The organism is Pseudomonas sp. NPDC089401 (assembly GCF_044749485.1).
Taxonomy (GTDB): domain Bacteria; phylum Pseudomonadota; class Gammaproteobacteria; order Pseudomonadales; family Pseudomonadaceae; genus Aquipseudomonas.
The window spans coordinates 435942-462784 of sequence record NZ_JBIVIA010000003.1; the positions used below are offsets into that span (position 1 = coordinate 435942).

The window sequence follows — 26843 nt, forward strand, 5'->3', positions numbered from 1 at the left end:
CTGTGCTGGCCTCTTCGCGGGTGAACCCGCTCCCACAGGGTTTTGCACTCCCCTGTAGGAGCGGCTCCAGCCGCGAAGGGGCCGGTGAAGCCTGTGCAGGTCTTCTTGTCATTGTTCTGAGCAAAAGCCCCCGGCCGGTAGACCGGGGCATGGTTCATTCGCCGAGGTAGGCCTTGCGCACCTGGTCATCGTGCAGCAAGGCCTTGGCACAGCCTTCCAGGCTTATCCGCCCGCCATCGATCACATAGGCGCGGTCGCAGGTCTGCAAGGCCAGGCGGGCGTTCTGCTCCACCAGCAGCAGGGTCACGCCGCTCTTCACCACCTCGTGGATGGTCTCGAAGATCTTCTGCACGATGATCGGCGCCAGGCCCATGGACGGCTCGTCGAGCAACAACAGCTTGGGCCGGCCCATCAGCGCGCGGGAGATCGCCAGCATCTGCTGCTCGCCACCGGACATGGTGCCGGCCAACTGGTAGGCACGCTCCTTCAGGCGCGGGAAGGTGGTGTACATGCGTTCGATGTCGGCGGCGATCGCATCCTTGCCGTCGCGCCGGGAAAACGCGCCCATCTCCAGGTTTTCGTGCACGGTCAGCTTGGGGAAGATGCCCCGCCCTTCCGGCACCAGCGCCAGGCCGGCGCGGATCAGGTCATGGCCCTTGATCGCCGCGTGGGCCTTGCCGTCGAAGGTGATTTGCCCGGCACTCGGCGTCAGCAGGCCGGCCAGGGTCTTCAGGGTGGTGGTCTTGCCCGCGCCGTTGGCGCCGATCAGCGCGACCATTTCACCCTGGCCGACCCTGAGGTCGATGCCCTTTATGGCCTGGATCGCCCCGTACGCGACCTTGAGGTCGCTCACTTCGAGAATATTGCTCATGCCACTGCCTCCGCACCGAGGTACGCCTCGATGACCTTGGGATCCTTCTGCACGTCGACCGGCAGGCCGTCGGCAATCTTGCGGCCGTATTCCAGCACCGTGACGTGGTCGCACAGCCCCATCACCAGCTTCACGTCATGCTCGATCAGCAGCACGGTCTTGCCGTCCGCCTGCATCTTGCACATCAACCGGCGCAGGCCTTCGGTTTCCGAAGCGTTCATGCCCGCCGCCGGTTCGTCGAGGGCGATCAGCCGAGGCTCGGTGGCCAGGGCGCGGGCGATCTCCAGGCGGCGCTGGTCGCCGTAGGAGAGGTTCCTGGCCAGCTCACCGGCCAGATGGGCGATGCCCACGTAGTTCAGCCAGTGCCGCGCCGCCTCGCGGATCTCGCGCTCTTCACGGACACAGGCCGACGTGCGCAGGATGGCGCCGAACACCCCGCTGCGGGTGCGCACGTGGCGGCCGATCATGACGTTCTCCAGGGCGGTCATGTTGTGGAACAGGCGGATGTTCTGGAAGGTACGGGATATCCCGGCCTCCGCCACCTTGTGCGGCTTGCTGATGCGCAGCGGCTTGCCATCGAACACCACCCGCCCCTGTTCGGCCTGGTAGAGCCCGGTGAGCACGTTGAACAGGGTGGTCTTGCCGGCGCCGTTGGGCCCCAGCAGGCCGCGGATCTCGCCACGGCGGATGCTCAGGTCGATGCCATGCAGGGCCTGCAGGCCACCGAAGAACTTGCTCACCTGGTGCAGTTCAAGCAGTACGTCGCTCATGCCTTGTCCGCCTGTTTGATCGGGAGTTCGAAGGAGGCTTCGCTGGCAGGCGCTTGCACGGCTGTGCTGAGCGCAGCTGGCAGTGGCTGCGGTTCGGGGTCGCCCTCGTGCAGCTCGGCACGGCGGCGGTCGGACGGCCACAGGCCTTCGGGGCGAAAGCGCATCACCAGAATCAGGGCCAGGCCGAACACCAGCATGCGCAGGGTCGAGGCATCCAGCACGTTGCGCAGGATGTCGCGGCTGATGAAGGTGACATGGTCCATCACCCAGGGCTGCACCCAGTTGACCAGGTCGCGGAACAGCTCAGGCATCACCGACAGGATCAACGCCCCCAGCACCACGCCACGGATCGAGCCCATGCCGCCGAGCACCACCATGGCCAGGACCATGATCGACTCCATCAGGGTGAACGATTCGGGGCTGACGAAGCCCTGGTAGCTGGAGAACAGCACGCCGGACACGCCGCCAAAGGTAGCGCCCATGGCAAACGCCAGCAGCTTCAGGTTGCGCTTGTTCAGGCCCATGGCCTCGGCGGCCACTTCGTCCTCGCGCAGGGCCATCCAGGCGCGGCCGATACGCGAGACTTCCAGGCGTTTGGACAGCACGATGCAGAGGATGACGATGGCCAGGAAGAACAGGTAGTAGCTGATCACCGGCGACACCTCGAGGCCGAACAGGCTCCAGCTTTGCTGCAGCGATAAGACCGGCGTCGCACCCGCCCCCGGTGCGTGGGACCAGGCTGCGAAGTCCATGTGCAGCGGCGCGATGTTGCTGATGCCCTGGGGGCCGTTGGTGAGGTTTACCGGCTGGTCCAGGTTGTTCATGAAGATGCGGATGATCTCGCCGAAACCCAGGGTGACGATGGCCAGGTAGTCGCCGCGCAACTTGAGCACCGGCGCGCCGATCAGCACCCCGCAGATGGCCGCTGCCACTGCCGCCAGCGGGATGATCAGCCACACCGGCCAGTCGAGCACGTTGTCCAGCAGGCCGGCCAGTTGCAGGTGCGGCGAAGCGAGCAGCGCATACAGGTAGGCGCCGATGGCGTAGAAGCCGATGTAGCCCATGTCGAGCAGCCCGGCATAGCCGATGACGATGTTCAGGCCCAGCGCCAGCAGCACGTAGAGCATGGCGAAGCCGAGGATGCGCACCCAGGTCGGGCCAAGCATGGGGATGGCCTCGACCAGGAACGGCAAGGCGATGAAGCCGAGGATCAGCAACAGGTATTGGCTCTTGAGGTTTTTCATGGCCAGCTCCTCACGCCCGGTCGGCCTGGCGTTCGCCAAGCAGGCCGTTGGGGCGGAACAACAACACCAGGATCAGCACGGCAAAGGCGAAGATGTCCTGGTAGTTGGCACCAAGGAAGCCCCCGGTCAACTGCCCGGTGTAGCCCGCCGCCAGCGATTCGATCAGCCCCAGCAGCAAACCGCCGGCCATGGCCCCGAACAGGTTGCCGATGCCGCCGAGCACCGCCGCCGAGAACGCCTTCAGGCCCAGCAGCAAGCCCATGTAGGCGTCGGCCTGGCCGTAGTTGATGGCGCGCATCACCCCGGCGATCGCCCCCAGGCTGGCGCCGATGAGGAAGGTGGCACTGATTACCCGGTTGATGTTGATGCCCATCAGCCCGGCCACTTCCTGGTTCTGCGCGGTGGCGCGCATGGCCTTGCCCAGCCGGGTCTTGTCGACCAGCAGCCAGAGGCCGAGCATGATCACCACGGCAATCAGCATGATCGACAGCTGCACATTGGTCAGGGTCGCGCCGAACACCTCCACCGGCTGCACCTCGACCACTTCCGGGAAGGTCTTGTAGCCGCGCCCCCAGATCATCATCGCCAGGTTCTGCAGGGCGATCGAGATGCCGATGGCGAGGATCAGCGGGGTCAGCCGCGGCGCCTTGCGCAAGGGCCGGTAGGCGTACTTTTCCATGCCCTGGGCCAGCAGCATGCACACCACCGCCGCCGCCATGATCGCCAGCAGCAAGGTGAGGATGCCCGGAGCGAAGCCTGCGCCGGCGAGCATCGTGAGTACCGAAATGGTCACCATCGCGCCGACCATCACCACCTCGCCATGGGCGAAGTTGATCAGGCCGATGATGCCGTAGACCATGGTGTAGCCCAGGGCTACCAGGGCATAGATGCTGCCCAGCACCAGGCCGTTGAGGACCTGTTGCAACAAGATATCGAAATTACCGTCCACGCGCTGAATCCTCGAAACTGCGTTGTCGTCGGCGCACAGCGGCACAGCGCCGCACGCCGACAGGCCTGGCAGGTGGGAAAAGTCTTCTTGTTATGTGGCAGGCGTGCGCCCGCTTGTTATGGGGTAAAACTCAGTCGCGCTCGATCGACAGGGTCTTCCAGCCGCCGTCGGCATACTGGAATACGGTGGCGGCCGGGTTCTTCAGGTTGCCCTTGTCGTCGAAGGCGATGGTGCCGGTGACGCCGTCATAGCTTTGTTGCTTGAGCACCGGCAGGTAGACCTTGGGGTCGTCGGAGCCGGCCTTGACCATGGCGTTGATCGCCGCCCAGGTGGCGTCGTAGGCGGCCGGCGAAGACTGCACCACGCCCACGCCGAACTTGGCCTTGAGCTTCTGCTCGAAGGCCGCGCCCTTGGGCATTTCCTGCAGCGGCGTGCCGTAGTTCCAGGCATACACCCCTTCTGCGGCGCTGCCGGCCATCTGCCTGAACGAATCGTTGGGCAGGTTGCCGATGTTCATGAAGCGCGCCTTCAGGCCCAGGTTCTTCATCTGCTTGGCCATGGGCGCGGCCTGGTAGTCGAGGGCGGCGAAGAACACCGCATCGGCCTTCTGCGCCTTGGCGGTGGTGAGGATGGCGTTGAAGTCGGTGGACTTGTCGTTGGTGTACTCGCGCACCACCACGTTGCCGCCGGCGGCCTTGACCGCCTTGGTCACCTCGTCGGCCAGGCCCTGGCCGTAGGCGGTACGGTCGTCGAAGATGGCGATGCGCTGGGCCTTGAGCTGGTTGACCAGGTAGTTGCCGGCGTAGCGGCCCAGGGTGGCGTCATCGTTGACGGTACGGAACACCGAAGGGATGCCCTGCTGGGTCAGCGTGGGGTTGGTGGCCGAGGGCGAGATCTGCGGGATGCCGGCGGCGGCGTAGATCTTCGATGCGGGGATGCTGGTGCCGGAGTTGTAGTGGCCGATCACCACCGCCACCTTCGAGTCCACCAGCCGTTGCGCCACGGCGGTGCCGGTGCGTGGGTCGGCCACATCGTCCTCGGACACCAGCTTGAATTCGGCCACCTTGTCGCCAATTTTCAACTGCTGCTGGTTGGCCTCCTCCACGGCAATCTGGATGCCATGCTCGACGTCCTGTCCCTGGTGTGCCGAAGGCCCGGTCAAGGGCCCGGCGAAGCCGATCCGGACCACTTCACTGTCCGCTGCCTGCGCCGTCCCCATGGCCATCAGCAAGGTTACTGCGGTGGCGAGGGCTGCACGCCCCCCGTTGTTCTTATACATGCTCAGCTCCCAGTCGTAGTTGGACGAACCTCGAAACACTGTGCTTACCGCCTGCGAATTGGCACGAACGCCGTCGCACTTGTAAGATAACAGTCAGCAGGCAACTGTCAATGGGTGTATGCTGAAGGAGTGGGTAAAAAATTGATCTGCCAAGCGACCCGCTCGCCAGCGGCAAAAAGGGCTCGCCCTGCCAGCTGGTAAGATGTTTGATAACATATGCCGACAACATCACCGCTGGTTGGCTACGGATCCCGCCGCATGGGCTTTCGGGCTGCGCGCCACCTGCCGGAGAACAACCGTGATGAGCCAATCAGTTTCAGGAGCAACACCTCTATGAATGCGTCGTTAGGCACGCGCCGCGCCAATCTGGCGGAAACCGTGATCCAGGAGCTGTCCGGCCGGATCGACAACGGCACCTACGGCCCGGGCGACAAGCTGCCGTCCGAGCAGGAGCTGTGCAAGGAGTTCAATGTCAGCCGCCCGGTGGTCCGCGAGGCAGTGGCATCGCTGCGCCTGGGCGGGCGCCTGATCGCGCGCCAGGGCGTGGGCGTGTTCGTGGTCGAGCAGGACGTCAAGCGCATCGGCTTCGCCATCGACAGCGTGGTCGACGACGTGCGTGCCGCGGCGCAGATCCTCGAGTTGCGCCTGGGGATCGAGACCGAGTCGGTGGCCCGCGCCGCCGAACGCCGCAGCCCGGCCAGCATGGCAGCGATCACCGAGGCGTTCGACCGCTTCAACTCGCTCGATGGCGCCAGCCAGGAAGAAGAAGCCCGCGCCGATTTCGAGTTCCACCTGGCCATTGCCCGCGCCACCAACAACCCGCACTTCACCCAGCTGCTCGAAGCGCTGGGGCCGGACATCATCCTCGACCTGAACCTCAAGCATGGCCAGGTGACCGGCAAGAACCGCCAGGCGCACATCAAGAAGATCGGTCGCGAGCATGGGGCGATCCTGTCGGCGATCAGCATGGGCGATGTGAACAGCGCGCGCACGGCGCTGCGCAAGCACCTTGAAGAAAGCCTTTCGCGGTATCAGCGGTTGCTCGACGCCAAAGGTTGAGCGCTATCCTGCACCGGCCTCTTCGCGGGTAAACCCGCTCCCACAGGGATCGCACATTGCCTGGGCTTGTGCCGACACCTGTGGGAGTAGGGATCGCACATGCCTGGGCATGTGCTGTACCTGTGGGAGCGGGTTCACCCGCGAAGAGGCCAGTGCAGAAAACCTCAGGGGTTCAGGAATACCTCAGAGCCCGAGGCACACATACTTGATCTCCAGGTAATCCTCGATCCCGTAACGCGACCCTTCCCGCCCCAGCCCCGAAGCCTTCACCCCGCCAAACGGCGCCACCTCGGTCGCCACCACCCCGACATTGACCCCGACCATCCCGTATTCCAGCGCCTCCGACACCCGCCAGATCCGCCCCACATCCCGCGCATACAGGTAACAGGCCAGGCCGAACTCGGTGGCATTGGCCTGGGCAATCACCTCCTCTTCACTGCCGAAGCGGAAGATCGGCGCCACCGGCCCGAAGATCTCCTCACGCGCCACGCGCATGTCAGGCGTCACATCGGCCAGCAAGGTCGGCTCGAAAAATGCCTCGCCCAATGCATGCCTGCGCCCACCCGCCACCACCCGCGCGCCCGCCTCCACGGCCTCGCCGACCAGCCGTTCGACACCACTGGCGGCACGCCCATCGATCATCGGCCCGACCTGGGTGCCGGGCGCATCGCCCTGCCCCACCACCAGCTCGCGCACCCGTTCGGCAAAGCGCGCGACGAAGCGCTCATAAATGCCATCCTGGATGTAGAAACGGTTGGCACACACACAGGTCTGCCCGCTGTTGCGGAACTTGGCGATCAGCGCACCTTCTACCGCCTTCTCGAGGTCGGCGTCGTCGAACACGATGAAGGGCGCGTTGCCGCCCAACTCCATCGTCACCTTCTTCACTGTCGCCGCCGACTGCTGCAGCAGCTGGATGCCGATCGGCGTCGAGCCGGTGAACGACAGCTTGCGCACGATCGGGCTGGCCGTCAGTTCGCCGCCGATCGCCGCCGAATCGCCGGTGACCACACTGAGCACACCCGCCGGGATCCCTGCCCGCTCGGCCAGCACGCACAGCGCCAGCGCGCTGAACGGCGTCTGCGAGGCCGGCTTGAGCACCAGCGTGCACCCCGCCGCCAAGGCCGGCGCTGCCTTGCGCGTGATCATCGCTGCCGGGAAGTTCCACGGGGTGATCGCCGCGCACACGCCAATCGGCTCCTTGGTGACGATCAGGCGGCGGTCGGCACTGGGCGAAGGAATGACATCGCCATAGAGGCGCTTGCCCTCCTCGGCATAGAACTCCACATAGGCGGCGGCAAAGGCGATTTCGCCGCGGGACTCGGCCAGCGGCTTGCCCTGTTCGGCGGTCATGATCCGCGCCAGGTCTTCCTGGTGGGTGAGGATCTCGCGGAACCACGCCTGCAACCGGGCGGCGCGCTCCTTGGCGGTGAGTGCGCGCCAGGCCGGCAAGGCGCGCTCGGCGGCGGCGATGGCGCGGCGGGTTTCATCGGCCCCCATGCGCGGCACATGGCCGAGCACCTCGCCCGTGGCCGGATTGGTCACGGCGATGCGCTGGCCGCTGTCGGCCGCCAGCCATTTTCCGTCGATGTAGCAAACTTCACGCAGCAGGTCGTGATCGGCAAGGTTCATGTCGATTGGCTCGTTCGAAGAAGGAAAAAAGGTGGGGCCGGACCGCGCCCCACCTGAGGCGAATCAGCGCTTGGCCTGCAGGGCCTTGTCGCGGATCTGGCTGAGGGTCATGCGCGGGGTCAGGGCTTCGGGGTCGACCTGGATTTCGATCAGCGCCGGCTTGCCGGACGCCTGGCAGCGCTCGAAGGCGGCGACGAAGTCTTCGGTGCGGGTGACCGTTTCCCCATGCAGCCCATAGGCGCGGGCCAGGGCCGCGAAGTCCGGGTTGTGCAGTTCGGTACCGGAAACCCGCCCCGGGTAGCTGCGTTCCTGGTGCATGCGAATGGTGCCGTACATGCCGTTGTTGACCACGATGGTGATCAGCCGAGCGTTATAGTGCGCCGCAGTGGCCAGTTCCTGACCGTTCATCATGAAGCAGCCGTCACCGGCAAACGCCACCACGGTGCGCTGCGGGTAGGTGAGCTTGGCCGCCACCGCCGCCGGCACGCCATAGCCCATGGAACCATTGGTCGGGCCAAGCAGCGTGCGGAACACCCGGTGCTGGTAGCCGCGGTGTACCCAGCCGGTGTAGTTGCCGGCGCCGCAGGTGAGGATGCTGTCGGCCGGCAGGTGGCTGTTGAGCCAGGCGATCACTTCGCTCATCTGCACGTCACCCGGCGAACGCGGGGTGTCGAAGTTGCCGCGGTAACCGCCGTTGAGGCTGGCGGTCCAGTCTTCGAAAGCCTGCGGGCGCACCGGGCCAAGGATATTGGCCTGGCGCAGGAAGCTGCCGGGGCCGGCGTTGATGCCCAGGGTCGGCTGGTACACCCGGCCGATCTCCTCGGCACTGGCGTGTACGTGCACCAGGGCCTGCTTCGGCGTGGGGATGTCGACCAAGGCATAGCCCCCCGTGGTCATCTCGCCCAGCCGCGCGCCGATCACGATCAGCAGGTCGGATTGCTTCACCGCCTCGACCAGCACCGGGCCGGCCGCCAGGCCCAGGTCGCCGGCGTAGTGCGGGTCGGTGTTGTCGAACAGGTCCTGGCAACGGAACGAGGCAGCCAACGGCAGGTTCTGGGTGTGCACGAAGGTCTTCAGGTCGGCCACCGCAGCGGCCGTCCAGCCGCCGCCCCCGGCCACCACCAGCGGCCGTTCGGCCTTGGCCAGCAACTGCTGCAGCTCGCCCAGGGCTTCCGGGGCCGGCGCCGCCTCGACACGCCTGGCAGGCCGGGCATCGGCCACCTGCACCAGGTCGGTCAGCATGTCTTCCGGCAAGGCGACCACCACCGGGCCCGGGCGCCCGCTGATGGCACGCTGGAAGGCCTGATTGATCAGTTCGGGAATCCGCGCGGCGTCGTCGATCTGCACCACCCACTTGGCCATCTGGCCGAACATGCGGCGGTAGTCGACTTCCTGGAAGGCTTCACGCTCGATCTGATCACGCGCCACCTGGCCGATGAAGAGGATCATCGGGGTCGAGTCCTGGAACGCGGTGTGCACGCCCACCGAGGCATTGGTCGCGCCGGGGCCACGGGTCACCAGGCAGATGCCGGGCTTGCCGGTCAGCTTGCCGTAGGCTTCGGCCATGTAGGCCGCGCCACCTTCCTGGCGGCAGACGATCAAGTCGATCTGGTCCTGCACATCGTGCAGCGCATCGAGCACTGCCAGGTAGCTTTCGCCCGGCACGCAGAAGGCGCGCTCCACGCCATTGACCCGCAACGCATCGACCAGCACCTGGCCGCCACTGCGCACCACTGTGTTGTTGCTCATTGTTGTTCTCCTTCAGGCCAGGCGATCAGATGACCGAATCTTCGAGGAACGGCTTGTTGTCGATCACGCGCTGGTAGGACAACGCGCCCAGGTCCAGCGAGCGATAGCCGCCATAGGTGATCAGCTCCGACAGGCCACGGCCGATGGCCGGCGCCTGCTGCAGGCCATGGCCGCTGAAGCCGTTGCAGAACAGGAAATTGCCGACCTCGTTGTGCGGGCCGACGATGGCGTTGTGGTCGAGCACGCAGAAGTCGTAGTGCCCGGCCCAGTAGTTGACCACCTTGATGCCCTCGAACGCCGGCACGCGCTCGGCGAGGATCGGCCAAACCTCTTCGTCGAACTCGTCGTGCAGCACCTCGAAGTCCTCGAAGTCCACTTCCGGGTCGTGTTTGGGGTAGGTGCCGCCCAGGTAGAACTTGCCCTCGGGGCGGAAGAACACGCCGGTCGGGTCGATGGTCAGCGGCACGGTGCCCTCCAGCGGCGTGCGGCAATCGAACACGAACAGCGAGCGACGGCGCGGCTCGACCGGGATGTCCAGGCCGGCCATGCGCGCGACCTGGGTGCCACGGGTACCGGCGCAGTTGACCAGCAGGCCGCAGCCGATGCGCTCGCCACTGGCCAGTTGCACGCCGGTGATGCGCTCGCCTTCGCGCTGGATGCCAGCCACTTCGTTCTCGATGTACTCGATGCCCATCGAGCGTGCCTTGCGGCGGAAGCCGTTGAGCATGCCCAGGCTGTCGAACCAGCCCTCGCCGCTGCGGCCATAGCTGGCGCCGGCCAGGCTGTCGATATTGACCCAGGGGAACTTGCGCTGCAGCTGCTCGGGGTCGAGCAGGTGCACGTCGGCGCCATGGGACACCTGGGTATCGTGCAGGCGGCGTAGCACTTCATAACCCTTGTCGTCACCGAGGAACAGGTAACCGTTCTCGTGGAAGGCCAGGTCCGGGCGATCGCCGTCGACCTCCATCACATCAGGGAAGCTGCGCACGAACTCGGCGCCGAACCTGGAGATCTCGATGTTGATCGGGTTGGAGAACTGCTGGCGGATCGAGCTGCTCGACAGCGCGGTGGCCGACTTGTTGTAGGTCCAGTCGCGCTCGATGACCAGCACCGAGCCGTCGAAGTCCGGGTTGTTGGCCAGGAAGTAGGCGGTGGCACTGCCATTGACGGCGCCGCCGACGATCACTACATCGTAGTTCTGTTGTTTTGCGGTGGAAGCCATGTATCAAGCTCTCCGAGAGATAGCAGGAAACCCTGTGGGAGCGGGTTCACCCGCGAAGAATGCAACGCGGTACCTGGCACCGGCTTTGCCGGTGTTCGCGGCGGTTCGACGCATCGATAAACCCGCTCCCACAGTGACCGCGTTCAGCCTTGTTTGGTTATTGGGGGTCTTCGAAGTGGCCGGCGCCGGCGAAGTTGCCGCCGTGGTAGCGCGCCGCTGGCTCGTCGGGCTTGAGCGGCGGATGTTCGGCCAGCACCTTCTCGCGGTAGTCGTCGGCACTGTCCTTGGGCACGTAGCCGATGGACGAAGCCAGGCGGTTGTCCCACAGACTTTCGCGGTTGTTGGACATGCCGTAGACGACCATGTGGCCGACCCGCGGCGCCAGCAGCGCGCGCTCGGTCAGTTGGGCGAAGTCGTCGAACGACAGCCAGGTGGCGAGCATGCGGCGGTCCAGCGGCTCGGGGAACGAGGAGCCGATGCGCAGGTTCACCGATTCGATGGCGAACTTGTCCCAGTAGTAGCGGCCCAGGTCCTCGGCGAAGCATTTGCTTACGCCATACAGGCTGTCGGGGCGATGCGCGGCGCTGGCATCGATGGTCTCGGTGCGGTCGTAGAAGCCGATGGCATGGTTGGAACTGGTGTACACCACCCGCTTGACGCCATTGCGCCGCGCCGCTTCGTAGATGTTGTAGGTGCCGACGATATTGCCGTTGAGGATCTTCTCGAACGTATCTTCGACCGGCACGCCCCCGGCATGCACGATGGCGTCGACGCCCTCGGTCAGCGGCAGCACGTCGGCGAAGTTGCCCAGGTCGCAGCGGATCAGTTCTTCGTGCGGCGCGGCATGGCCCAGATCGGCGATGTCGGTCAGGCGCAATTGGTCGGCGAACTGCGCCAGGTGCTTGCGCAGCACACTACCCAGGCGCCCGGCGGCGCCAGTGATCAGCAGACGTTTGAATGGCTTGCTCATGGTTTACCTCTTTGCAATTCGATTGATCAGACCAATGCCGCGAACGCGTCGCGCAGCTGGCCCAGCGCCTGTTCCAGCTCCGCGCGCGAGGTGGCGAAGGACAGCCGCACATAGGGCTCCACGCCAAACGCCGAACCCGGCACCGTGGCCACCTTGCCGACCCGCAACAGGTAGGCCGACAACTCGGTATCGTTGCTGATCACCTGCCCGTCCGGGGTGCGCTTGCCGATAAAGGCGCTGACCTCGGGGAAGGCGTAGAACGCGCCCTGGGGCATCTGCAGCTGCAGGCCCGGGATCTGCGCCAGGCCACGCACCACCAGCTCGCCGCGGGCCTGGTACTCGCGGTTGGCATCGCGCACGAAGTCCTGCGGACCGTTCAGTGCGGCCGCCGCTGCCAGCTGCGAAATGCTCGAGGGGCAGGTGGTGGTCTGCGACTGGGTCTTGTTCATCGCCACGATCAGGTCTTTTGGCCCTGCCGCGTAACCCAGCCGGTAGCCGGTCATGGCGTAGGCCTTGGACACCCCGTTGATCAGCAAGGTGCGCTCGCGCAGCTGCGGGCAGGCGGTGACGAACGAGACGAACGGCTGGTCGCCGAGCACGATGTGCTCGTAGATCTCGTCGGAGATCACCAGCACCTTGGGGTGGCGCTCCAGCACCTTGCCCAGCGCGGCGAACTCCTCACGGGTGAAGATCGCCCCGCTCGGGTTGTTCGGCGAGTTGAGCATCACCCAGCGCGTGCGCGGGGTGATGGCGGCTTCCAGCTGTGCGGGGGTGACCTTGAAGCCTTGTTCGGCACCGCACGGGATGACCACCGGCACACCGCCATTGAGGATGGCCATGTCGGTGTACGACACCCAGTACGGCGCCGGCGTGATGACCTCGTCACCCTCCTCCAAGGTGGCCAGGAAGGCATTGAACAGCAACTGCTTGGCGCCATTGCCCACGCAGATCTCGTCCATGCCATAAGGCAGGTCGTTTTCCCGGGCGAACTTGTCGACGATCGCCCGGCGCAGGCTGTCGAGGCCGTTTGGCGCGGTGTAATGGTTGTTGCCCGCCAGCATCGCCTGATAGGCAGCCTCGATCACGTGGGCCGGCACGTTGTAGTCCGGCTCGCCCAGCGCGAGGTTGATCACCGGCTCACCATTGGCCAGCATCTGCTTGGCCAGCACCGACACCGCCATGCTCGGCGAGCTCTTTACCGCTTTGACGCGGCTGCTTTGCACGTCCATCGCTCAACGCTCCTTGGCGGCTTCGAAGCCGTAGTCGTCACGCGCCTGCTCGGCGCTGATGTAGCCGTAGCGCAGATCGCGCTCGACCTGCTGGCGCTCGCGCTGGCGCGGATCGCCGTAGCCACCGCCACCGGGCAGGCGCAGCACCAGGCGACGCTCGGCCGGGACGAACTGCTGACCCTTGCCGCGCAGCAAGGTGCCATCATCGAGCCCGACGAAGCCCTCGGCGCCCTGCTGGCCGCCGGCCAGGCCACGGGCCGGATACTGGATGCGGTCGAACATGGCGCTGAAGCGGAAGCTGTAGCCCTCGGCCGCGGACACTTCGATTTCCTGGCCCAGGCCGCCGCGCAGTTGGCCGGCGCCGCCGGAGCCTTCCCGCAGCTCCTTGCGCCAGACCACCACGGGGCCGGCGTGCTCGGTCGCCTCGACCGGCATGGTGTGCACCCCGCTGGGGAACGCAGTGGCGCTCAGGCCATCCATTGCCGAACGGGCGCCCATGCCGCCACTGTTGAACATCAGCATTTCGGCGTTGCGCTCGTCCGGGTTGCTTTCCAGCGGGCGCACGCTCAGGTGCAGGTTCCACAGGGCGCTGGCGCCTTCGGCCGGGACCTTGCCCGGCAGGCACTTGTGCAACGCTCCCAGCACCAGGTCCGGGACGAAATGGCCCAGCACGTGACGCACCGACACCGGTGCCGGGTGCTTGGCATTGAGGATGCAGCCTTCGGGCGCTGTGACTTCGAACGGCGCCAGCGAGGCGGTGTTGTTGGGGATCTCCGGCGCGACGATGCACTTGAGGCCATAGCAGGCATAGGCCTTGGCGTAGCCGAGCGGCACGTTGATGCCGAACTGGCTCATGCCCGAAGTGCCGGTGAAGTCGCTCTTGATGCCATCAGGGCCGACGGTGAGGGTCACCGCCAGGGTCACCGGCACGTCGTAGCCGTCGAGGGTCATGCTGTTGCTGTAGGTGCCATGGGGCAGCGACTTGAAGCACTCCAGGGTGGCACGGCGGCTGTGTTCGAGGATGAAGCCGCCGATGTGATCGAGGTCATCGAGCTGGAACTCCTCGAGCATGTCGAGCAGGCGTTTGTGGCCGGTCTCGTTGCACGCCGACAGGGCATAGAAATCGCCCACCACCCTGTCGTTCTCGCGCACGTTGTTGCGCAGGATGTTGATCAGGTCGCGGTTGACCTTGCCGCGTTCGAACAGCTTCATGATCGGGATGAACAGGCCTTCCTCGTAGACCTCGCGAGCATCCGGGCCGAAACCGCGGCCACCGATGTCGACCACGTGGGCGGTGCTGGCGAAGTAGCCGATCAGCCTGCCCTTGTGGAACGACGGCGAGACGATGGTGATGTCGTGCAGGTGGCCGGTACCCTTCCACGGGTCGTTGGTCACGTACACGTCACCTTCGAAGATGTTGTCCTCGCCGATGTCGTTGATGAAGTGCACCACCGCCTCGGCCATGGTGTTGACGTGCCCCGGGGTGCCGGTGACAGCCTGGGCGAGCATGTTGCCGGCGCGGTCGAAGACCCCGGCCGAGAGGTCGCCGGCCTCGCGCACACTGGTGGAGAAGGCGGTGCGGATCAGGGTCAGGGCCTGTTCTTCGACCACCGAGACCAGGCGGTTCCACATCACCTGCATTTGAATGTCGATCAAGGTATCGCTCATGTTCTGGCTTCCGAATTCAGGCGTTAGCGACGCACGACCAGCAGGCAGCCGTCTGGCTGGACCGTGGCGGTGAAGTTGGAGGTGACGAAGGTCGAGGTTTCGCGCTCGACGATGATCGCCGGGCCGTCGACCCGGGCACCGACCTGCAGCTCTTCGCGCGGGTGGATGCCGGCCTCGACGAAGCCGCCAGCGGCGACGTCGAAGACCTGCCGGCGCGCGACCTCATGGGCGCGGTAGGCGGCGCCGACCTGCTCGATGCGCTCGACCGGCGGCAGCGGCGAACTGGCCTTGACCGACCAGCTGACGATCTCGATGTCCGGGCCTTCGATCGGGCGGCCGAAGAAACGCGTATAGGCTTCTTCGAACAGAGCCTTGAACTGTGCGGTATCGGCAGCGGAGAAGGCCTTGAACGGCAGCGCCACGGGGATTTCCCAGCCTTGGCCGACGTAGCGCATGAACGCGGTGCAGTCCATTTCCGGCTCGCCTTCCGGCATGCCCTGGCGCAGGAAGCCCAACGACTCGGCCTTCATCTCTGCGATCAGCACATTGACCGCCGCCGCATCGAACTCGGACAGGCGCACGAACGCACTGCGCACGGCTTCGTAGCCGAACGGCGCGCGCAGGAAGCCGATGGCCGAGCCCACCCCGGCACCGGCCGGGACGATGAAGCGCGCCACGCCCATCTTCTCGCACAGGCGTGCGGCATGCAGCGGGCCACCGCCACCAAAGGTGATCATGGTGTAGTCGGCGATGTCCTTGCCGCTTTCCACCGCATGCACACGGCCGGCGTTGGCCATGTTCTCGTCGACCACTTCGCACACGCCGAAGGCGGCGGTGTCGGCCTGCAGGCTCAGCGGCTGGCCGATCACCCGGAGCATGGCATTGGCAGCGCTGTCGCTGTTCAGGCGCAAGGCACCACCGGCAAAGTTGTCGGCATCCAGGCGACCGAGCAGCAGGTTGGCGTCGGTGATGGTCGGCTCCAGGCCGCCACGGCCGTAGCAGGCCGGGCCAGGCTCGGAAGCCGCGCTGTGCGGGCCGACGCGGATCTGGCGCATGCTGTCGAGGCTGGCGATGGAGCCGCCACCGGCACCGATTTCGACCATCTCCACCACCGGGATGGAAATCGGCATGCCGCTGCCCTTCTTGAAGCGGTAGGTACGCGCCACTTCGAAGGTCTTGGCGGTTTTCGGCACCTGGTCTTCGATCAGGCAGATTTTCGCCGTGGTGCCGCCCATGTCGAACGACAGCACGTTCTCCAGCGCGTAACGGCGGGCGATGTCGGCGGCGAAGATCGCCCCGCCGGCGGGGCCGGATTCGACCAGGCGCACCGGAAACTCGGCGGCGCTCTGCACCGAGATGATGCCGCCGCCGGAGTGGATCATGAACACCGGGCAATCGGCGCCTTCCTTTTTCAGCGTCACCACCAGGCGGTCCAGGTAGGACTTGATCAGCGGCTTGACGTAGGCGTTGGCGCACACGGTGTTGAAACGTTCGAACTCGCGCATCTGCGGCGAGACTTCACTGGAAATCGAGATCGACAGCTGCGGCAGGCGGGCCTGCAGGGCGTCACGCAGCTGACGCTCATGGGCGCCGTTGACGTAGCTGTGGATGAAGCCGATGGCGACGCTTTCATAGTTGCCTTCGGCGATGCGCTCGACCAGCGCGTCGATGTCGGCCTGCAGCGCAGCGATCAGCACCCGGCCTTTGACATCCAGGCGCTCGCGCAGGGTGTAGCGGTGCTCACGGTCGATCAGCGGCGGCGGCAGGACGATGTTGATGTCGTATTGCTCGAAGCGGTTCTCGGTGCGCATTTCCAGGGTGTCGCGGAAACCTTCGGTGGTGATGAAGGCGGTGCGCGCGCCACGGCGCTCGATCAGGGCGTTGGTCGCCAGGGTGGTGCCGTGGATCAGCTGGTCGATGTCCGAGAGCTTCAGGCCCGCCTGCTCCACCACCTGGCGCACGCCGGTGAGGATGGCCCGCTCGGGCAGCTCGTAGTCGGTCAGGATCTTGGTCGAATGCAGCACGCCGTCCACGTCCAGCGCGATATCGGTGAAGGTCCCGCCTATGTCCACGCCGACCCGGCATGATGTCGCAGTCATCGTCATATCCCCTGCAATGCTTTGTAGTTGTGCCGATCCGCTGAAGCGGTCTTCATGTAAGTTATATGTTGTCTTACATGTGGTCAAGCACCTGTTTGCTGAAATCTTGGTTTCCTGTGCCGGCCCTTTCGCGGGTAAACCCGCTCCCACAGGATCGGGTGTTCTCCTGGCCCTGTGGGAGCGGGTTTACCCGCGAAGAGGCCGGTACAGCCAAACAGCCGCCGGATCAGCCGGCGGTCTTGACCATCCGCCCACCACCCACCGCCTGCGCCGTGGGGAACACCTCCAGCCGCGACACATCCACCTGCCGCGGCATCTTCAGCGCCGCCAGCAACAGCTCGGCGATGTCCTGCGGCTGGATCGATTCATAACCGTCATACAGCTCGCTGCCTGCCGCCTGCATACCCATGGCGGCCTTGTACAGCTGGGTCTGCACCCGACCCGGGGCGATTTCGGTCACCCGCACGCCACTGCCCAGCAGGTCGCAGCGCAAGGCATCGCAGAACAGGCTCACCCCGGCCTTGGACGCGCCATACACCGCCGCCCCCGGGTGCGGCGCACGGCCGGCGCTGGAGCCGATGAAGAACAAGTGCCCCCTGCCCCGCTCGAGCATGCCTGGCAGCACCTGGCGCGTCAGGTGCAGCGGCGCCTTGAGGTTGATGTCGAGCATGTTGTCGATCTCGGCTTCGTCGATGTCCTGGAACGCCGCCCGCGTGGAGAGAATGCCAGCGTTGTTGACCAGCACATCCACCGCCTGGCCTTCCAGCGCCGCAGCCAGCGAAGCGTAGTCACGGACATCGGCCTGCAGGGTGCTGACGCCAGGCTCCCGAGCCAGCTCCGCCAGCGCCTGCTGGCTACGACCAACGGCGATCACCTGCAGCCCGGCATCGCGCAGCGCCAGCACGATGGCCTTGCCGATGCCGCTGGTGGCGCCGGTCACCAGCGCGCGCTGGTAGCCCTCGGGAAATGCACCTTCACGCATAGATGTAGCCTCCGCTGACGATGACGTTCTCGCCGGTGGCGTAGCTGTTGCGACTGCTGCCCATCATCACGATCCACTCGGCGATCTCCGCCGGCTCCGCGGCGCGCCCCAGCGGGTTGGCGGCCGCCAGTTCGCCGAGGAAGCCCAGCTGCTTGGCGCGCTCGGTGGCGAAACCGGCCGGGGCCACCGAGTTGACCAGGATCTGGTCCTTGGCGCAGGCCTGGGCGAAGGATTTGGTCAGGCTCACCACCGCCGCCTTGGTCGCCGCATAGTGGGCGTTCTGCGGGTGGGCCTTGAAGGCGTCCACCGAAGTGACGTTGACGATGCGCCCGGTGACGGCTGGCGCGGCAACGTACTGCTGCATGTGGCGCACGGCGGCGACCATCATGTGGTACGTGCCCTTGATGTTGACGGCGTTTTCCAGGTCCCACTCGTCGTCGGTGATTTCCAGGATGTCCTTGCGCGGGTAGATCGCCGCGCTGTTCACCAGGCAGTGGACCCGGCCCAGGCTACTGACGATTTCACCAAAGGCGGCATGGGCGGTGTCCTTGCGGGCGATGTCGCCGACCGCGATGGCCACCTCCACGCCCTGGCCGCGCAGTTCCTCGGCGGCTTGTACCAACAATTGCTCGTTGCGGTCGATCAGGCCGATCTTGCCTGCGCCGCGCTTGGCCATCAGCCGGGCTGTTTCCAGGCCCAGACCCGAGGCACCACCTACGATCACTACCGTTTGCTTGTCCACACAACACCTCCACGATTGAGTCTTTACGTAAGATGCCTGTTGTCTTACATTTGGTCAAACATCAAATCGCCGACAGGTATCGCCATGCCCGCCTCCAGCCGCACGATGGATGCTCCGATCGTAGCCTCGCCCGATGCCCGCGACCGCCTGCTCGACGCGGCCAGCATCCTGTTCGCCCGGCATGGCTACCAGGCCATCAGCCTGCGTGACCTGGCCAACCACCTGGGCCTGCGCGCCGGCTCCCTGTACCACCACATCGACAGCAAGCAGGGCCTGCTGTACGAGCTGATCGAAGCGACGTTGACCGACCTGCTGTATGAAACCCGCACGCAGCTGCGCCGGGCGGCAACGCCCGAACTGCGCCTGGCCGCCTTCGTCGAGGTGTTCGTCGCCTACAGCCAGGGCGCCGCGCAACGTCTGACCCTGGTGACCCGCGAGGTGGTGAACCTGAGCGATGAACAGGTCGAGCATATCGACGACCTGAAGCACGCTTACCGCAGCCTGCTGAGCGGTATCGTCGCGACCGACTGTGGCCAGCCAAACCCATGGGCCAACGAAGTCGCCGATGCCATCCTCTCGCTGCTGTCCGGGCACACGCTGTGGGGCATGCCTGCGCGCCGCCAGGAACAGGCCACCCCGCTGTTGCTGCGCTTCATCCGCGGCATCCTGCAATCGTCGAGCGCCCGCCCTCAGGGCGCCTGAGCTTCTCAGTCGCGCTCGAAAAAACTCTGGCCTTTTTCCCTCAGCAACTCCACCAAGGCGCCCGCTGCCGGGGACAGGTAGCCTTCCGTGCGCACCAGCACCGCCACGGTGCGGCGCATGGTCGTCTCGCTCAGCGGCACCTCGCGCAACCACGACATGCCCAAGCCATGGGCCAGGGTTTCCCGCGCCGCGAAGCTCAACAGCCGGGTGCGCGCGATCAACCGTGGCAGCAGGGAAATGGCATTGGTCTCGATCTGCACCTGCGGCGCCGGTAGCTGGTGGGTGATGAACACGTTGTCGATCCAGCGCCGCGCCGTCACGGTCGGCCCGGCCAGCACCCAGCGGTACTGGCAAAGGTCGTGCAAGGCGATGGGGCCGGCGAAGATCGGGTGCTCGGCGCTGGCCACCACGATCGCATCGTCCTCGAGGATGGGATAGGTGGTGAACTCGGGCTCGGCGGCGATCTGCGGCGAAATGATCACGTCCAGCCGCCCCGAACGCAGCGACTCCTTGAGCACATCGTCCTGGGCGATGGACAGCTTCAGGGTCACCTCCGGCGCCCGCTCCAGCAACGCTGCGGTCAGGTGCGGCAGCAGGTGTTCGGCCATGCTCGCGGCACACCCCAGGCGAATGTTGCCCACCAGCCCGCTGGCGAAATCCCGCACTTCGCGCTCGGTTTCAGCGATGTTCAGTTGCAACTGCCTGCCCCGGGCCAGCAGCAGCTTGCCGACGTCGGTCAGCTTGATGCGCCGGCCGTCGCGCTGGAACAGCCGGGTGCCGAGGGACTCTTCAAGCCGCTGGATGCTCTTGGTCAGCGCCGGCTGGCTGCGGTTGAGCTTCTCGGCGGCGCGGCCGAGGTGGCCGAGCTCGGCGATGGTTTCGAAATAGGTCAGGTCGCGCAGGTCCATGATTCATCAATTTCAGTTATGGATTCATCAAAAGTAGAAAATAGACTTGATCGATTGCCCGGTCGATAATTTTTTGCGCTGGCGCTGCCAGCCTCGCGTTATCGCTGTGCAAGGAGTATCCACGTTGCCCACCGCCCTGCCCGTTTCTCGCAAAACCCTCTTGCTCTGGTTCGCCCTGTTGATCTGCGCCGGCAGTGTCGGCCAGTTGCTGCATGCCCTGGGCGTGCCGGCCGGGTTGTTTCTCGGCCCCATGCTGGTGGCGATCGCGTTTGGTGTATCCGGCGCGCAGTTGCGCCTGCATCGCCAGGTGTTCCGGTTCGGCCAGGGCTGCGTCGGCCTGCTGGTCGCCCACTCGGTGACCTGGGGTGTACTGGTGGCCATGGCCCAGTCCTGGCAGCTTATGCTGGTCGCCACGTTCATCACCGTCTTGCTCAGTGCCGTGGTCGGCCTGGGCACGGTACGCTTTGGCGGCATCCCCGGCAGTACCGCTGCCTGGGGCACCGCGCCGGGGGCGGCCTCGGCGATGGTGTCGATGGCCGAAGAGAACGGTGCCGACGCCCGCGTGGTGGCGACCATGCAGTACGTGCGGGTGGTGTGCGTGGTGATGATCGGCTCGCTGGTCAGCCACCTGCTCGGCGCCACGCCCGGCAGCGGTGCGGCGGCCAGTGCGCCGGCGGTGAGCCAGGCACCGCACCTGCTCAACGTGCTGCTCAGCCTGGCGGTGGTGCTGGTCGGCATCGTCGTCGGCAATCGCCTGCCGGCCGGCGCCCTGCTGACGCCGCTGATGCTGGGTGGCGCCCTGCAACTGGCCGGGCTGCTGACCATCACCCTGCCCGAGCCTCTGCTGGCCTGCGCCTACGGCGCCATCGGCTGCTACATCGGCCTGCGCTTCGACCGCCAGACCGTGTGCTATGTGTGGAAACGCCTGCCGACCATGATTGCCGGGGCGGTGGCGCTGATCGCGTTGTGCGCGGCCTGCGCCTATGGGCTGGCGCGCGCCATGGGCAGCGACTTCCTGTCGATGTACCTGGCGACCAGCCCGGGTGGGCTGGATGCCATGGCGATCATCGCCGTAGAGACCCATGCCGATGTCGGGTTGGTGCTGGCGATGCAGACATTGCGGCTGTTCGGGGTGATTCTGACCGGGGCGTTTTGTGCACGGCAGATCATTCGGTTGACCCAGGTGCGTTCGTCTTGAAGTTTGTACTGCCTGTTTGAGATCAGCCTCCCCATTGCGAGGCATCCAGCGACCCGGCTAATATTGAGAACGATTCACACTCACGCCTGGATGACAGCCGTTGGACAGCACCTCGACCCGCAAGCTGGGCTTTTTCTTCAGCGACCACCACCGCTGGCTGCTCCAACACATCCACAAGCGCCTGCGTAACCGCGCCGATGCCGAGGATACTGCTGCCGAAGCCTTCTGCCAGATGCTCGGCGCCCGGGTCGACCCCGACAGCATCCAGCAACCTCGCGCCTACCTGTCGACCATCGCGCGGCGGCTGATCTTCGATCGCCACCGCCGCCGGCAACTGGAGCAGGCCTACCTCGAACGCCTGGCACAGCTGCCAGAACCCGTGGCCCCTTCAGCCGAGGAGCAACTGCTGCTGATCGAGGCGCTGGTGACCATCGACCAGGTGCTCGATGGCCTGCCTGCCATCGTCAAGGCAACGTTCCTGTACAGCCAGCTCGACGGCATGAGCTATGTCGATATCGCCAGCAAGTTGCAGATCAGCGAGCGCACCGTCAGCCGCTACATGAAGCAGGCCCTGTGCCAGTGCTACCTGAGCGAGGTGCAGCCATGAGCAGCCATCCGCTGGACGCGATCAGCGAACAGGCGATCGACTGGATGGTGGCGCTCAATGCCCGCACGCCCGACGACGCCCTGCTGCAGCGCCTGGGCCACTGGCTGCAACAGGACCCCGCCCACCAGCAGGCCTGGGACCGCCTGCAGCGCCGCCTGGGCCGGCCGATCGCCACCTTGCGCGCGCTGGAGCAGCGCGCCCCTGGCCAGACCGCCGAGGCGCGCCAGGTGCTGCTGCAACCCACCCACTCGCGGCGCGAGGTGCTGGCCGCGCTGGCCAGCGTGGGCCTGTTCGGTGGCGCCTTGTGGGGCGCTTGGCGCAGCGACGCCACGCAAAACTGGCTGGCCGACCTGCACACGGCCAGCGGCGAACGGCGCAGCTTCACCCTGGCCGACGGCAGCCGCCTGAGCCTGAACAGTGCCAGTGCCGTCGACCTGTATTTCGACCCCGCGCAACGGCTGCTGGTGCTGCGCCGTGGCGAGTTGCTGATCCAGGTCGCCGCCGACCCGAAGCGGCCTTTGCGCGTGCGCACCGCGCAAGGTCAGGTGCAGGCCCTGGGCACGCGCTTTCTGGTCAGCCAGGAGCCCGCCGCCACGCGCGTCGTGGTGCTGGAACACAGCGTGCGCGCCAGCCTGCCTGATGGCCGATGGCTCGACCTGCGGCAAGGCCAGGCGGCGTTGCTGCGCAGCAATCTCATCGAGCCACTGGCCGACGAACAGCAGCAGCGGGCCGCCTGGGTAAACGGCCACCTGGAAGTACTCGACGAGCCACTGCACGTGGTGATCGATGCCTTGCGCCCTTACCAGCGCGGCTATGTGCGGGTGGCCCCGGCCGTTCGCAACCTGCGGGTACAAGGCGTGTTCCCGCTGGATCATCCTGAAGAGGCAGTGGCAGCGTTGGCCGAAGCCTTGCCGATCAGCATCGAACATTACGGCCCGTGGCTGACCTTGATCGGTCCGGGACATGCGCGGCAAAAAAAATCATGAAAATCATTCTCAAGCGTGTCCGGTTTTCATTTCTCGTCCCACCTATCTCCTGACAAGCCAATATAATCGGGAGAATTCCGTGCACAACCTCTGGCCCCGCGCCCTGCCCCTGGTCGCCGCCCTGACCAGCCTCACCGCCCTTGCCCAGGCGCAGACCCTGTCGTTCAACCTGCCGCCGGCGAGCCTGGCCACTACCCTCAACCGCATCGCCAGCCAGGGCGGCAGCATCATCGCCCTGGAACCGGCCCTGGTACGCGGCAAGCAGGCCCCGGCCGTGGTCGGCCAGATGAGCGTCGAGCAAGCCATGCAAGCCGCGCTGGCCGGCAGCGGGCTGGAGTTGCGCATCACCAGCAGCGGGCATTTCAGCGTGGCCCCGGCCGGCCAGCACGGTGATGCACTGGAGCTGGGGAGCACCAGCATCACCGACGACTACCTGGATGCCACCAGCGAAGGCAGCGGCTCGTATGCCGCCCGCGCAGTCACCCTGGGCAAAGGCACGCACACCCTCAAGGAAATACCTCAGTCGGTGACGGTGATCACCCGCAAGCAGCTCGACGACCAGGGCATAACCGACCTGCAGGACGCCCTCAACCACACCACTGGCATCGTCGGTGCGCAAGGCATCGGCCCGGGCATGGTGGTGACGTCCCGCGGCTTCCAGATCGACGACTGGCAATACGACGGGGTGCCGATCCAGCGCAACAACTACTCGCTGGGTAACTGGGCGACCCAGGACCTGGTGTTCTTCGACCGCGTGGAGGTCTTGCGTGGCGCTTCCGGCCTGCTGCAAGGCACCGGCAGCCCTGGCGGCGCGATCAACCTGGTGCGCAAGCGCGGCCAGCACGTGCCGACGGTGACCGTCACTGGCAAGGCTGGCTCCTGGGACCACTATGGCCTGCAACTGGACGCCGGTGGCCCGTTGACCGCCGACGGTCGCGTGCGCGGCCGGCTGGTGGCCGACGAAGACCAGAGCGACAGCTTCATCGACTACCAGTGGAGCGAGACCCACTCCCTGTATGGCGCGCTGGACATCGACCTGAACGACGCCACCACGGTCGCTGCCGGCATCAGCTACAACCGCCAGCAGTCGCGGCCGATGCTGCGTGGCCTGCCCCGCTACGCCGACGGCAAGGCCATCGACCTGCCCCGTTCGACCTACACCGGCGCACGCTGGAGCCGGGCCGAAACCGACGTCACCACGTACTACCTGGACCTTGAGCATCGTTTCAACGATGACTGGGTGTTCAAAGCTGCCGCCGTGCGCATGGACGAAACCAACACCTCCACCCACCAGCGGGTGCAGACCACCGGCCAAGGCATCGAGCCTGACGGCAGCGGCATTACCTACGCCGACTGGATCACCGACTTCCACAACACCAAGCTGGGCCTGGACATGAACCTGGTTGGCCACTTCGACACCGGCTCCGTGTCCCATGAAATCACCGTCGGCGGCAACTACGCCAAGCTGAAGTCGGACGACGCCTACTGGCGCAACTTCGATGCCTCCGACGACAACATCTTCGACATCGAGCACAACCGCCCCGAACCTAGCCGTGACAACATCTTCGACGGCGAACTCGCACGCGCCAACCGGGCCAGCTACGACGTCCGCCAGAAAGGCCTGTATGGCGTGTGGCGGGTCAAACCGGTCGAGGACCTGACCTTGATCGTCGGCTCGCGCGTCAGCTGGTTCGACTACAGCTGGGATTCGATCGACTTCAACAGCCTGACCGACCCAGGCACGCGCTATCCCACCAGCCGCATGACCGAGTCCGGCGAAGTCACCCCCTACGCCGGCTTCGTCTACGACCTGACCCGCGAGTGGGCCTGGTACGTCAGCTACACCGACGTCTTTACCCCGCAGACCGAGCGCGCCGTGGGCAACGTGCCGCTCAAACCGATCGTCGGCAGCAACTACGAGACGGGCTTCAAGGGCGTGCTGCTCGACGGACGGGTCAACGCGTCGCTGGCGCTGTTCCGCTACGACCAGGAAAACCGCGCCACTACCGATGTAGCCTCAGGCTTTGCCTGCGATGACTGGTACTGCTCCACTGCAGCGGGCAAGGTGCGCAGCCAGGGCTTCGAAGCCGAGATCAGCGGCGAAGTGCTCAGCGGCCTGCAACTGTTTGCCGGCTACACCTACAACACCACCAAGTTCCTCGACGACCCGGACGAAGAAGGCCGTGTGTTCAGCCAGTGGACGCCCAAGCACATGCTGCGCGCCTGGGCCGACTACACCCTGCCTGTGGACGGCCAGCGCTGGAGCACCGGCCTGGGCTTCACCACCCAGAGCCATACCCTGGGTTACGAGCGCACCTACGACGTGCCCGGCTACACCGTCTGGAGCGCACGCCTGGCCTATCAGCTGACACCTGAGGTCAGCCTGGCGGTCAAAGGCAACAACCTGTTCGACAAGCAGTACTGGGTGTCCGGCTTCAACCAGCTCAACGGCAGCAACAACTATGGCGAGCCGCGCAACTTCATGTTCACGGTCAAGTACACGCCGCAGTTCTGAGCCGCGTCAGGTCGTCATCGGCCGCTGCGCGATTCATGGAGCGTGAAGCGCCCTAGTCACGCAGGAAACTGGCCTCGAACGGGTACTGGGTCAACACCTCGTACCCGCTCTCGGTCACCAGCAACTGGTTCTCCAGCTTGATCCCATCGCGCCCGCCCACTTCACCGACATAGGCCTCGACACACAGCGCCATGCCCGGCTGCAGTTCGCCTTCGTAGCCGTAGGACTCCAGGTCTTCCGGATAGCGAATGCTCGGGTACTCGTCACACAACCCGACTCCATGGAACATCACCCCGTAACGCTGCGCCCGGCAGCTTTCCGGCAGGCGGTGGCCATTGCGGGTGAGTTCGGTGAAGCGCACGCCCGGCCTGACCATCTCGGCATTGACATGAATATGCTCGTGGGCGATGCGGTACAGCCGCTTCTGCTCGGCGCTGGGTTCGCGGTCACCGCAGATCCAGCTGCGCGACATGTCCACGCAAAACCCGTAGACACCAATCAGGTCGGTATCGAACGACAGCAGGTCGCCATCGCTGAGCACCCGCGGCCCGGATTCCTGGAACCAGGGGTTGGTACGCGGCCCGGAGCTGAGAATGCGCGTTTCGATCCACTCGCCGCCTCGGCGGATGTTGCCCGAATGCAAGGCCGCCCAGACATCGTTCTCGGTGGCGCCCGCCTGCATGGCCTGGCGCATCTCGGCGATCGAGGCCTCGCACGAGGCGACCGCGCAACGCATGGCGAGGATTTCGTCGGGGCCTTTGATCAGGCGGGCGAACTCGGTGACTTCCTGGCCGTTGTGCACCTGCACGCCCAGGGCATCCAGCGCGCGCAGGCCGGCCACTTCGATGCGGTCCACGGCCAGGCGGCGGTTGTTGCCGGCATGGCTGCGCAGCAGCTCGTCGACCTGGGCGCAGAAGCGCCGGGCGTGCTCGTCGGTCCGGTCTCCGGTTTCGAAGTAGAAAAACGACGCGCCGCTGCGCAGCTCGCTGACCAAGGGCAGATGCGCGGACAGGTGATCGCAACCGTGGAAGTCCCACAGCACCACATGGCCACTGGCGGCGACGAAACAGGCGCGGGCGGGGTTGTGGGTGGTCCACAGCTGCATGTTGGTGGTGTCGGTGGCGTAGCGGATGTTCAACGGGTCGAACAGCAGGATGCCGCCCAGGTCACGGGCGACCAACTGCTCGCGAATGCGTTGCAGGCGGTACTGGCGCAGGCTTGGCAGGTGCGGCGCCGGCAGGCCGAGCGCGGCCCATTCGGCGAACGCCAGCGGGGTCGGGCCGATTTCGGTGCGGTCATTGTCATCCACCGAGCCGTCGGCCTTGAGCGCGGCGGCGCGCTGGCGGGACGGGTCGATGCGGCGGGCGTGGGCGGGGATCGAGAACGGCGGCGTCATCATGGTCTGCGGATTTCCCTGGTCTTATTGTGTGGAAACTGCGGCGCTGCGTGATTACAGTCTATT

22 protein-coding genes are annotated in these 26843 nt (G+C 65.7%); 6 read left to right on the forward strand and 16 right to left on the reverse strand.

Annotation, left to right across the window (positions count from 1 at the left end; genetic code table 11):
- Window positions 1-154: 154 nt before the first annotated feature.
- The 5 genes from ACIP21_RS09365 to ACIP21_RS09385 all read right to left on the reverse strand — a co-directional run bounded on the left by ACIP21_RS09365 (window position 155) and on the right by ACIP21_RS09385 (window position 5113).
- A complete protein-coding gene (locus ACIP21_RS09365) occupies window positions 155-871 on the reverse strand; it encodes an ABC transporter ATP-binding protein (protein ID WP_400686675.1) in 717 nt (238 codons plus the stop codon).
- Entirely contained in the window at window positions 868-1641 is a 774-nt protein-coding gene (locus tag ACIP21_RS09370) for an ABC transporter ATP-binding protein (RefSeq protein ID WP_400686677.1), read from the reverse strand. The genes ACIP21_RS09365 and ACIP21_RS09370 overlap by 4 nt, the downstream gene beginning before the upstream one ends.
- Window positions 1638-2885 (reverse strand): ABC transporter ATP-binding protein, encoded by a 1248-nt coding sequence (locus ACIP21_RS09375; protein ID WP_400686679.1) that lies wholly within the window; start codon window positions 2883-2885, stop codon window positions 1638-1640. The genes ACIP21_RS09370 and ACIP21_RS09375 overlap by 4 nt, the downstream gene beginning before the upstream one ends.
- Before the next feature lie 10 nt (window positions 2886-2895).
- Complete coding sequence (locus tag ACIP21_RS09380; protein ID WP_400686681.1) at window positions 2896-3834, reverse strand: branched-chain amino acid ABC transporter permease; 939 nt, start codon at window positions 3832-3834, stop codon at window positions 2896-2898.
- Between the two features lie 130 nt (window positions 3835-3964).
- Window positions 3965-5113, reverse strand: a complete 1149-nt coding sequence (locus ACIP21_RS09385) for a branched-chain amino acid ABC transporter substrate-binding protein (protein ID WP_400686683.1) — start codon at window positions 5111-5113, stop codon at window positions 3965-3967.
- A gap of 333 nt (window positions 5114-5446) precedes the next feature.
- Here ACIP21_RS09385 and ACIP21_RS09390 point away from each other — a divergent pair, with 333 nt between their 5' ends.
- Window positions 5447-6172, forward strand: a complete 726-nt coding sequence (locus ACIP21_RS09390; RefSeq protein ID WP_400686685.1) for a FadR/GntR family transcriptional regulator — start codon at window positions 5447-5449, stop codon at window positions 6170-6172.
- A gap of 183 nt (window positions 6173-6355) precedes the next feature.
- Here ACIP21_RS09390 and ACIP21_RS09395 read toward each other — a convergent pair whose 3' ends face one another.
- From ACIP21_RS09395 to ACIP21_RS09435, 9 genes are all read right to left on the reverse strand, one after another.
- Entirely contained in the window at window positions 6356-7804 is a 1449-nt protein-coding gene (locus ACIP21_RS09395) for an NAD-dependent succinate-semialdehyde dehydrogenase (protein ID WP_400686687.1), read from the reverse strand.
- Between the two features lie 63 nt (window positions 7805-7867).
- Entirely contained in the window at window positions 7868-9553 is a 1686-nt protein-coding gene (locus ACIP21_RS09400) for a thiamine pyrophosphate-binding protein (protein WP_400686689.1), read from the reverse strand.
- A gap of 25 nt (window positions 9554-9578) precedes the next feature.
- Window positions 9579-10775, reverse strand: a complete 1197-nt coding sequence (locus ACIP21_RS09405) for an NAD(P)/FAD-dependent oxidoreductase (RefSeq protein ID WP_400686691.1) — start codon at window positions 10773-10775, stop codon at window positions 9579-9581.
- Window positions 10776-10932: 157 nt separating this feature from the next.
- Complete coding sequence (locus tag ACIP21_RS09410; RefSeq protein ID WP_400686693.1) at window positions 10933-11745, reverse strand: NAD-dependent epimerase/dehydratase family protein; 813 nt, start codon at window positions 11743-11745, stop codon at window positions 10933-10935.
- Between the two features lie 26 nt (window positions 11746-11771).
- Window positions 11772-12974 carry a pyridoxal phosphate-dependent aminotransferase gene (locus ACIP21_RS09415; protein WP_400686695.1) on the reverse strand — a complete coding sequence of 401 codons (1203 nt, stop codon included), beginning with the start codon at window positions 12972-12974 and terminating at the stop codon, window positions 11772-11774.
- Window positions 12975-12977: 3 nt separating this feature from the next.
- The gene (locus ACIP21_RS09420; protein WP_400686697.1) at window positions 12978-14642 is read right to left on the reverse strand and encodes a hydantoinase B/oxoprolinase family protein; all 1665 of its coding nucleotides are present in this window, start codon (window positions 14640-14642) and stop codon (window positions 12978-12980) included.
- A gap of 23 nt (window positions 14643-14665) precedes the next feature.
- Window positions 14666-16741, reverse strand: coding sequence for a hydantoinase/oxoprolinase family protein (locus tag ACIP21_RS09425; RefSeq protein WP_400686699.1), 2076 nt, complete (start codon window positions 16739-16741; stop codon window positions 14666-14668).
- A gap of 226 nt (window positions 16742-16967) precedes the next feature.
- Entirely contained in the window at window positions 16968-17723 is a 756-nt protein-coding gene (locus ACIP21_RS09430) for an SDR family oxidoreductase (protein ID WP_400686701.1), read from the reverse strand.
- On the reverse strand, window positions 17716-18465 hold the full coding sequence (locus ACIP21_RS09435; RefSeq protein WP_400686703.1) for an SDR family NAD(P)-dependent oxidoreductase: 750 nt from the start codon (window positions 18463-18465) through the stop codon (window positions 17716-17718). Before ACIP21_RS09435 ends, ACIP21_RS09430 begins: the two co-directional genes overlap by 8 nt.
- Window positions 18466-18549: 84 nt before the next feature.
- Here ACIP21_RS09435 and ACIP21_RS09440 point away from each other — a divergent pair, with 84 nt between their 5' ends.
- Complete coding sequence (locus ACIP21_RS09440) at window positions 18550-19167, forward strand: TetR/AcrR family transcriptional regulator (protein WP_400686705.1); 618 nt, start codon at window positions 18550-18552, stop codon at window positions 19165-19167.
- Between the two features lie 5 nt (window positions 19168-19172).
- Here ACIP21_RS09440 and ACIP21_RS09445 read toward each other — a convergent pair whose 3' ends face one another.
- The gene (locus tag ACIP21_RS09445) at window positions 19173-20075 is read right to left on the reverse strand and encodes a LysR family transcriptional regulator (RefSeq protein ID WP_400686707.1); all 903 of its coding nucleotides are present in this window, start codon (window positions 20073-20075) and stop codon (window positions 19173-19175) included.
- A 124-nt stretch (window positions 20076-20199) separates the two neighbouring features.
- On the opposite strand from ACIP21_RS09445, the gene ACIP21_RS09450 reads away from it, so the two are divergent.
- The 4 genes from ACIP21_RS09450 to ACIP21_RS09465 all read left to right on the forward strand — a co-directional run bounded on the left by ACIP21_RS09450 (window position 20200) and on the right by ACIP21_RS09465 (window position 25381).
- Window positions 20200-21273, forward strand: coding sequence for an AbrB family transcriptional regulator (locus tag ACIP21_RS09450; RefSeq protein WP_400686709.1), 1074 nt, complete (start codon window positions 20200-20202; stop codon window positions 21271-21273).
- A gap of 100 nt (window positions 21274-21373) precedes the next feature.
- On the forward strand, window positions 21374-21880 hold the full coding sequence (locus ACIP21_RS09455) for a sigma-70 family RNA polymerase sigma factor (RefSeq protein WP_400686711.1): 507 nt from the start codon (window positions 21374-21376) through the stop codon (window positions 21878-21880).
- Window positions 21877-22866, forward strand: a complete 990-nt coding sequence (locus ACIP21_RS09460) for a FecR family protein (protein WP_400686713.1) — start codon at window positions 21877-21879, stop codon at window positions 22864-22866. Before ACIP21_RS09455 ends, ACIP21_RS09460 begins: the two co-directional genes overlap by 4 nt.
- A 79-nt stretch (window positions 22867-22945) precedes the next feature.
- Complete coding sequence (locus ACIP21_RS09465; protein WP_400686715.1) at window positions 22946-25381, forward strand: TonB-dependent siderophore receptor; 2436 nt, start codon at window positions 22946-22948, stop codon at window positions 25379-25381.
- Window positions 25382-25433: 52 nt separating this feature from the next.
- Here ACIP21_RS09465 and dddP read toward each other — a convergent pair whose 3' ends face one another.
- On the reverse strand, window positions 25434-26780 hold the full coding sequence (gene dddP / locus ACIP21_RS09470) for a dimethylsulfonioproprionate lyase DddP (RefSeq protein ID WP_400686717.1): 1347 nt from the start codon (window positions 26778-26780) through the stop codon (window positions 25434-25436).
- Window positions 26781-26843: the final 63 nt, after the last annotated feature.

Coding starts and splice junctions, on each gene's coding strand:
- ACIP21_RS09415 (WP_400686695.1), bottom strand. CDS start 12,974: ATGGACGTGCAAAGCAGCCGCGTCAAAGCGGTAAAGAGCTCGCCGAGC.
- ACIP21_RS09400 (WP_400686689.1), bottom strand. CDS start 9,553: ATGAGCAACAACACAGTGGTGCGCAGTGGCGGCCAGGTGCTGGTCGAT.
- ACIP21_RS09440 (WP_400686705.1), top strand. CDS start 18,550: ATGCCCGCCTCCAGCCGCACGATGGATGCTCCGATCGTAGCCTCGCCC.
- ACIP21_RS09460 (WP_400686713.1), top strand. CDS start 21,877: ATGAGCAGCCATCCGCTGGACGCGATCAGCGAACAGGCGATCGACTGG.
- ACIP21_RS09385 (WP_400686683.1), bottom strand. CDS start 5,113: ATGTATAAGAACAACGGGGGGCGTGCAGCCCTCGCCACCGCAGTAACC.
- ACIP21_RS09445 (WP_400686707.1), bottom strand. CDS start 20,075: ATGGACCTGCGCGACCTGACCTATTTCGAAACCATCGCCGAGCTCGGC.
- ACIP21_RS09390 (WP_400686685.1), top strand. CDS start 5,447: ATGAATGCGTCGTTAGGCACGCGCCGCGCCAATCTGGCGGAAACCGTG.
- ACIP21_RS09405 (WP_400686691.1), bottom strand. CDS start 10,775: ATGGCTTCCACCGCAAAACAACAGAACTACGATGTAGTGATCGTCGGC.
- ACIP21_RS09430 (WP_400686701.1), bottom strand. CDS start 17,723: ATGCGTGAAGGTGCATTTCCCGAGGGCTACCAGCGCGCGCTGGTGACC.
- ACIP21_RS09365 (WP_400686675.1), bottom strand. CDS start 871: ATGAGCAATATTCTCGAAGTGAGCGACCTCAAGGTCGCGTACGGGGCG.
- ACIP21_RS09420 (WP_400686697.1), bottom strand. CDS start 14,642: ATGAGCGATACCTTGATCGACATTCAAATGCAGGTGATGTGGAACCGC.
- ACIP21_RS09375 (WP_400686679.1), bottom strand. CDS start 2,885: ATGAAAAACCTCAAGAGCCAATACCTGTTGCTGATCCTCGGCTTCATC.
- dddP (WP_400686717.1), bottom strand. CDS start 26,780: ATGATGACGCCGCCGTTCTCGATCCCCGCCCACGCCCGCCGCATCGAC.
- ACIP21_RS09395 (WP_400686687.1), bottom strand. CDS start 7,804: ATGAACCTTGCCGATCACGACCTGCTGCGTGAAGTTTGCTACATCGAC.
- ACIP21_RS09370 (WP_400686677.1), bottom strand. CDS start 1,641: ATGAGCGACGTACTGCTTGAACTGCACCAGGTGAGCAAGTTCTTCGGT.
- ACIP21_RS09410 (WP_400686693.1), bottom strand. CDS start 11,745: ATGAGCAAGCCATTCAAACGTCTGCTGATCACTGGCGCCGCCGGGCGC.
- ACIP21_RS09425 (WP_400686699.1), bottom strand. CDS start 16,741: ATGACTGCGACATCATGCCGGGTCGGCGTGGACATAGGCGGGACCTTC.